Source organism: Haloferax sp. s1, assembly GCF_058382125.1.
In genome coordinates, this window is the sequence record NZ_JBZRPK010000455.1 from 1 (window position 1) to 4,960 (window position 4,960).

General features: G+C 54.9%; 5 protein-coding genes and 1 pseudogene. 4 read left to right on the forward strand and 2 right to left on the reverse strand.

Going from position 1 to position 4,960, the window contains the following annotated elements; all coding sequences use genetic code 11:
- Positions 1-158 (reverse strand): pyridoxal-phosphate dependent enzyme (locus QT222_RS06635; protein ID WP_491476710.1); only part of this gene is annotated, 158 nt, incomplete at its 3' end.
- A gap of 171 nt (positions 159-329) precedes the next feature.
- Between QT222_RS06635 and QT222_RS06640 the strand changes: the two genes are divergently transcribed.
- The 4 genes from QT222_RS06640 to QT222_RS06655 all read left to right on the forward strand — a co-directional run bounded on the left by QT222_RS06640 (position 330) and on the right by QT222_RS06655 (position 4,480).
- Positions 330-686, forward strand: a complete 357-nt coding sequence (locus QT222_RS06640; protein ID WP_491476706.1) for a hypothetical protein — start codon at positions 330-332, stop codon at positions 684-686.
- A gap of 717 nt (positions 687-1,403) precedes the next feature.
- On the forward strand, positions 1,404-1,967 hold the full coding sequence (locus QT222_RS06645) for a twin-arginine translocation signal domain-containing protein (protein WP_491476707.1): 564 nt from the start codon (positions 1,404-1,406) through the stop codon (positions 1,965-1,967).
- Between the two features lie 454 nt (positions 1,968-2,421).
- Positions 2,422-3,243, forward strand: a complete 822-nt coding sequence (locus QT222_RS06650; RefSeq protein ID WP_491476708.1) for an outer membrane protein assembly factor BamB family protein — start codon at positions 2,422-2,424, stop codon at positions 3,241-3,243.
- A complete protein-coding gene (locus QT222_RS06655) occupies positions 3,233-4,480 on the forward strand; it encodes an outer membrane protein assembly factor BamB family protein (RefSeq protein ID WP_491476709.1) in 1,248 nt (415 codons plus the stop codon). Before QT222_RS06650 ends, QT222_RS06655 begins: the two co-directional genes overlap by 11 nt.
- Positions 4,481-4,595: 115 nt before the next feature.
- On the opposite strand, the pseudogene QT222_RS06660 reads toward QT222_RS06655, so the two are convergent.
- Positions 4,596-4,960: pseudogene (locus QT222_RS06660) on the reverse strand (hypothetical protein); the annotation flags it as partial.

Genomic DNA, 4,960 nt, shown 5'->3' on the forward strand with positions numbered 1-4,960 from the left:
CTTTCGGCCTGTTCGAGCATTGCAACGCCGATTCGGTCTTTGACGGAGTTCGTCGGGTTGAAAGATTCGAGCTTTGCGAGGATATTCCCCTCGAATGAGTCAAGACGGACGAGTGGCGTCTTCCCGACCAACTCTGTGACGTCGCCAGCAATGTTCATTGGTTCGTCCGATGGAGTTCATCACCATCAGAGCAGTTCCCCGGAATAGCGGGGGTTCAAGCGATTAAAAGTGAGATTTCGGGGTCAACTCCCGAGAGAAATCAGATAGTGTTTGAAATCTAATACCAACACAACAGTAATAAAGTCGTGGAGAAACCAGTGTAGTAGGGTATGTTTCAGAAGACCAGAAACATCGTGGCATTTTTCGTCCTCCTGTTCTCGCTAACGGTGCTCACACCGTGGTTTTTCGGGAGCGGCCACTGGTTCGGGCTGGCGACGTTTCCGGGCATATTGTTCCTGTCAATCGCGGTGCGGAGACTGGAACGACAGTTCGGCATTCCACCGATTACCATCCGTACAGAACCGAACCACTGGGCGGGCGCTACTGGAGGGGTGGTTGGTATCTTGTCCGGAGGGTTCGGTGCCCTCGTCGGTGCGAATTTTCTCAACGTAATCGAATTAGCTCAGCTTCCGTCAGTAATTCTCTTATTCATCATCTATTCATCTCTGCTTGCAACCTTATTCTAGGGCGCAATCCTGCAAGATATTAAAAACGGGTATATCAAAGTTGAACCGGGTTGCTGAGTGTCTTACAACGGTGATAAGATAGTCAGATCAGCACTGCGAGCGTCATAGCCAACTCACGCAACGGCCTGCTCGCTTCTCAAAGTGGCTTAACTAGACAGTGCCTATCAACTCCTTTCTTTTTCAGCATGGTGGTTTGGATGACTACGAAACTAACAAAATCGTCCCAGCGTCGCAATGGAGTCGATACTGTACAAGCGCCGCCGTAACAAGATAAACGAGGTTGCAAACAGATTCCCGTACTTCCACGTCGTCGTGCACAGCAATCTGGAGATGACCTCCAAACTCACGAGCGGCATCCTCAGTTCGGAAAGACCCACGAGACGAACCCCATCCCTGAGTGCAGCATGCGCAACGTGTGTTGGCAGTGCACGATATCGTTCACATCGGCAGATCTATCGGCGTATGACTGCAAGTCTGTACCAATACTGGTGGTCACTCCGCGAAGTAGCGAGTTGCCAATCGGTTCGACACTATGCGGTCGTCCAACCGAGTACAAATGTTGAGCGGCTTCAAGCCACGGCCCCACAGGCGACTACAGTGATAGACCAGAATGTTAGTGACTGTTAATTCGCTGTGATACCAGTGGAGAGAATAAAAATGTTATCTAATAATAATATTTATAAAAACCAATTCGCAATAACAGATTAATCTTCATATTTGTTCTTGTTGGCAAAATATAATGTTTCTCGTATCGTCGTCCACAATGCGATGTCTGAAAATGGCAACGTATCTCGACGGTCGTTCCTGAAGAGGAGTATCGCCACGGCCGGCATTACCGGTGGTGCGCTCGCAAATGTTCAATCCGCTGCCGCCGCTGAACAAACCGTCACCATTAGCGGTGAAGGAGATTACGGTGTAATCATCGATGGCTCATCAAATATTGAAGGTTCACTTGATGGTGGCGAGATAGAAGAGCCGTTTAGCGGTATGATCGAAAATGTGAGGCTCATCGGCGATCTTACTCTCGAAGTAGATAACGTAAATACCTATTCGGTTGGTGAAGTTGATGTATCGGGCTGGGGACAGTACGAGTTCCGTGTCACTGATTCCATAAGAAAAACCGACAACTGTGAGGATTCGGAATCAGTGAGTGGCGGTGATGCTGCCACTGGCACGGTCGATAGTGAGGCGGATACGTATGATATCGAAGGTGTTATCAAATATGCTCGAACGTGGGAAAAGGACGCTCACGTGCTTTTTGCATTCGAGCATCAAAAGTAACGCCTAATCGCCAATCAGCCAATATTTTTCTTTGACAGTGCCATAAGACGCATAATGTCTTAACATCGACAGGATTAATTTCAGAAATACAATGGTATTCGTCAAATGGTCCTCTATTCGCGACGTGACGCGCTCAAGACCCCCCTGCGCTTGCAGTCGGGCTTTCCGGCTGTACTGGTTTCTCGAAGGATGACACCTCCTTCCCAGCACCGACAGTGTGGACGAGGGATGTGAGAGAGCCAACACTCGGCGTCCAACCGACATCCGGGCTACTGCTCGTAGGCTCTAATGATCCATTTTCGGATGACGCTGCCATGACCGCCATCGATTCCGAAACCGGTGAAAAGCGCTGGAGTATGAATGGTACGAGGGTGAACGGTCACCGGTCGGGGCCGATGACCAGTATGCCTATCTTTACACGAAGGGTGGCACGGCGTTTGCGGTCGATTACCGAATGGGCGAGCGAGTATGGACTTCTTCAATTTCGGGCATCGACCAACCAGATCCGGGCGTGACGCGCTTCGCCCCAGTTCCGGTTGGAGATGTTGTCGTGGTTCCTGTGTCGGGAACCGAAGACGACGTTACCGACAGACTCATCGGGTTTTCCCGTACGGATGGGACCGAACGATTCAGCTTCGAGTTAGCGGCGTCGGTTGCTGGTTCCCCAGCCACCGATGGGACCGGCGTCATCATACCTTTACTCGACGGCACGCTTCGCCGAGTGTCGGCTACAGGCACCGAGCAGTGGCGCGTAGACGTTGGTGCACCGATGTCGACTGTCGAAATCGAGGCAGGAACGGCCTACGTTGGCAGTGCAACAGAAGAATTGCTGGCCTTCGATACATCGAGCGGAGAGAAACAGTGGGGCGGTTCACTCGAAAACACCGTCTTCTCTCGCCCGCTCGTTTCGGACGGACGCGTGTACGTCGGCTCCGCCGACTACTACCTGTACGCGTTCGATGCGGAAACAGGAACTCGACAGTGGCGCACAGAGCTAGCCAACGCAGTCACGTGCGGACCGACAAAAATTGGCGACAGACTCGTGACAGTAGCCGGTAGTAACGTTTCCATCCGTGGAAGTAGTGGGACAGTTCCATACTCACCCGAAGTGCTGTACATCCACACCACAGAGGGGACACTCGTCAACGAATACCGGATAGAGGGGTACCTCGACGGTGGCGAGTTCGAGTGGGCCGCAGCAATCGGAGACGGTGTGTACGTTGGGCAGGCTTGGCAACTTGCTCGACTCGACGCGGAGGTGCTCGATGCCGAGTAAGCGCCCCGACCGACAGGCTGCCGCAGAGAACCAGCCGGGCGACTCGGCTCCGAACCGAAACCGAGGTGTTCCGCGCCGTGCCGTGCTCGGAGGTCTCACCACCATTGGATCGATTGCCGTCACTGGCTGCAGTTCGCTTCCAATCGAGCGAAGCGCGGACCCCGTTTGGCGACGGGACATCCCGAATGCAACTTCGACAAGCCCGCTTGCCGTCGGCGACGACTGGGTGTTCGTTGGGGCACAAGACAAGGCACTGTACGGGATGCGTCGCCACGATGGCTCGACCGCATTCCGCTTCGAAACAGGTGGGCCGCTCGAATCACAACCGGCCGTACCCGCGAACGGGAGCTTCTCTCACGTCCACAGTACAGATGGGGATCTCTACACTGTCGACCAAGCCGGTGGACTGGTATGGCACCGTGAAGGACGCACTGAGCGCTCACGCATCGCTCGGTCCGGGTCGCTCCTCATCGAGCTCAAGTACGATGCAGTGACGGGTGAACAACGATTTAACCGGACTGTTTCGACCTATCGCCTGTCCGGATTACTCGACGACTTGCTTATCGTTCCGGAACCAGTCAACGAGACCGAAACGCGTGTCGTCGCTCTCTCCACGACCGATGGAAGCGTCCAATGGGGAACAGAACCCTCGTCGGAGTACCCCGGAGTGACGGTAGATACACGCCTCGTGCTCGTTACTCAGGGGTCAAATATCACAGCCTACGAGCCAGACGGGGGTGTTCGGTGGGAGAGAATGCTTAGCAACCTCGGTTACCCAGTAGAACTCGGTCCACAGGTGTATTTCTCTCTGCACGGGTCGGACTCGGACGGAACGGTGGTCGTACTCGACCGACAGACGGGTACGACACAATGGAAACAGTCGACAGGTTACGATGTCGAATTCGTCGAACCGACGTCGAATGCGGTATTCGTGGGGAGTAGTATCGACGACCCGGATGGCGGAATACTCGGACGTGTCGATTGTTTCGGACTGGACGGAACTCGACGGTGGAAGACGGTGACCGAACTGCCCAGTGTCGAAAAAATCACCGTGTCTGGACCCTACGTCGTAACCACGAGCAAGCGGCAATTCACCGTGCTTGACAGAGAAACCGGTGACGTATGCTGGACGCATACCCTGGAATCGTACAGTCGGCTCTCCGTGCAAGCCGAAGACGAGGCGCTGTACGTCTCGTATCTCGGCAGAGGGGCCGTCGCGCGGTTCCCGTTGGACTGAGCGTACGGTTCCTACCGGTCTACGCATCGGGCCAACGGCCCTCGCCGACGTGGGTGACAAACCAATTAATCACGTACGACGCGGGCGAACGAGTGTGACCGAATTCGGAACCGCGTTAGAAGGCCTGCTGAATCTCGTCGGCGACAGTTGCACTCGTCGGTGGCGTCGCCCGCGCCATCGCACCGACGAGAACGTACTGGCCGAGTTCTCGGTTAATCCATCCGACCGAAACGTCGTCGTCTTCGTCGTAGTCGTCCAAATCGTCGTCGACGTACCGAATGACGCCGTCGATCTGTGAGAGTACGTACCGATTGAGGCGCGAGTGCTCGCTCGACGAGAGCGCGTCCTCGAAGGCGGCGATGGCCGAGTCGCGTATCTTTCGCACGTCCTCGGTGCTCTCGACGGTGACGTACTCGCCGCCGACGTTCTCGTCGACGGGCCGTCCAGAGCCGCACTCGACCAGCTTCGGGGCCATTCGTG

Coding starts and splice junctions, on each gene's coding strand:
- QT222_RS06640 (WP_491476706.1), top strand. CDS start 330: ATGTTTCAGAAGACCAGAAACATCGTGGCATTTTTCGTCCTCCTGTTC.
- QT222_RS06650 (WP_491476708.1), top strand. CDS start 2,422: ATGGGCGAGCGAGTATGGACTTCTTCAATTTCGGGCATCGACCAACCA.
- QT222_RS06655 (WP_491476709.1), top strand. CDS start 3,233: ATGCCGAGTAAGCGCCCCGACCGACAGGCTGCCGCAGAGAACCAGCCG.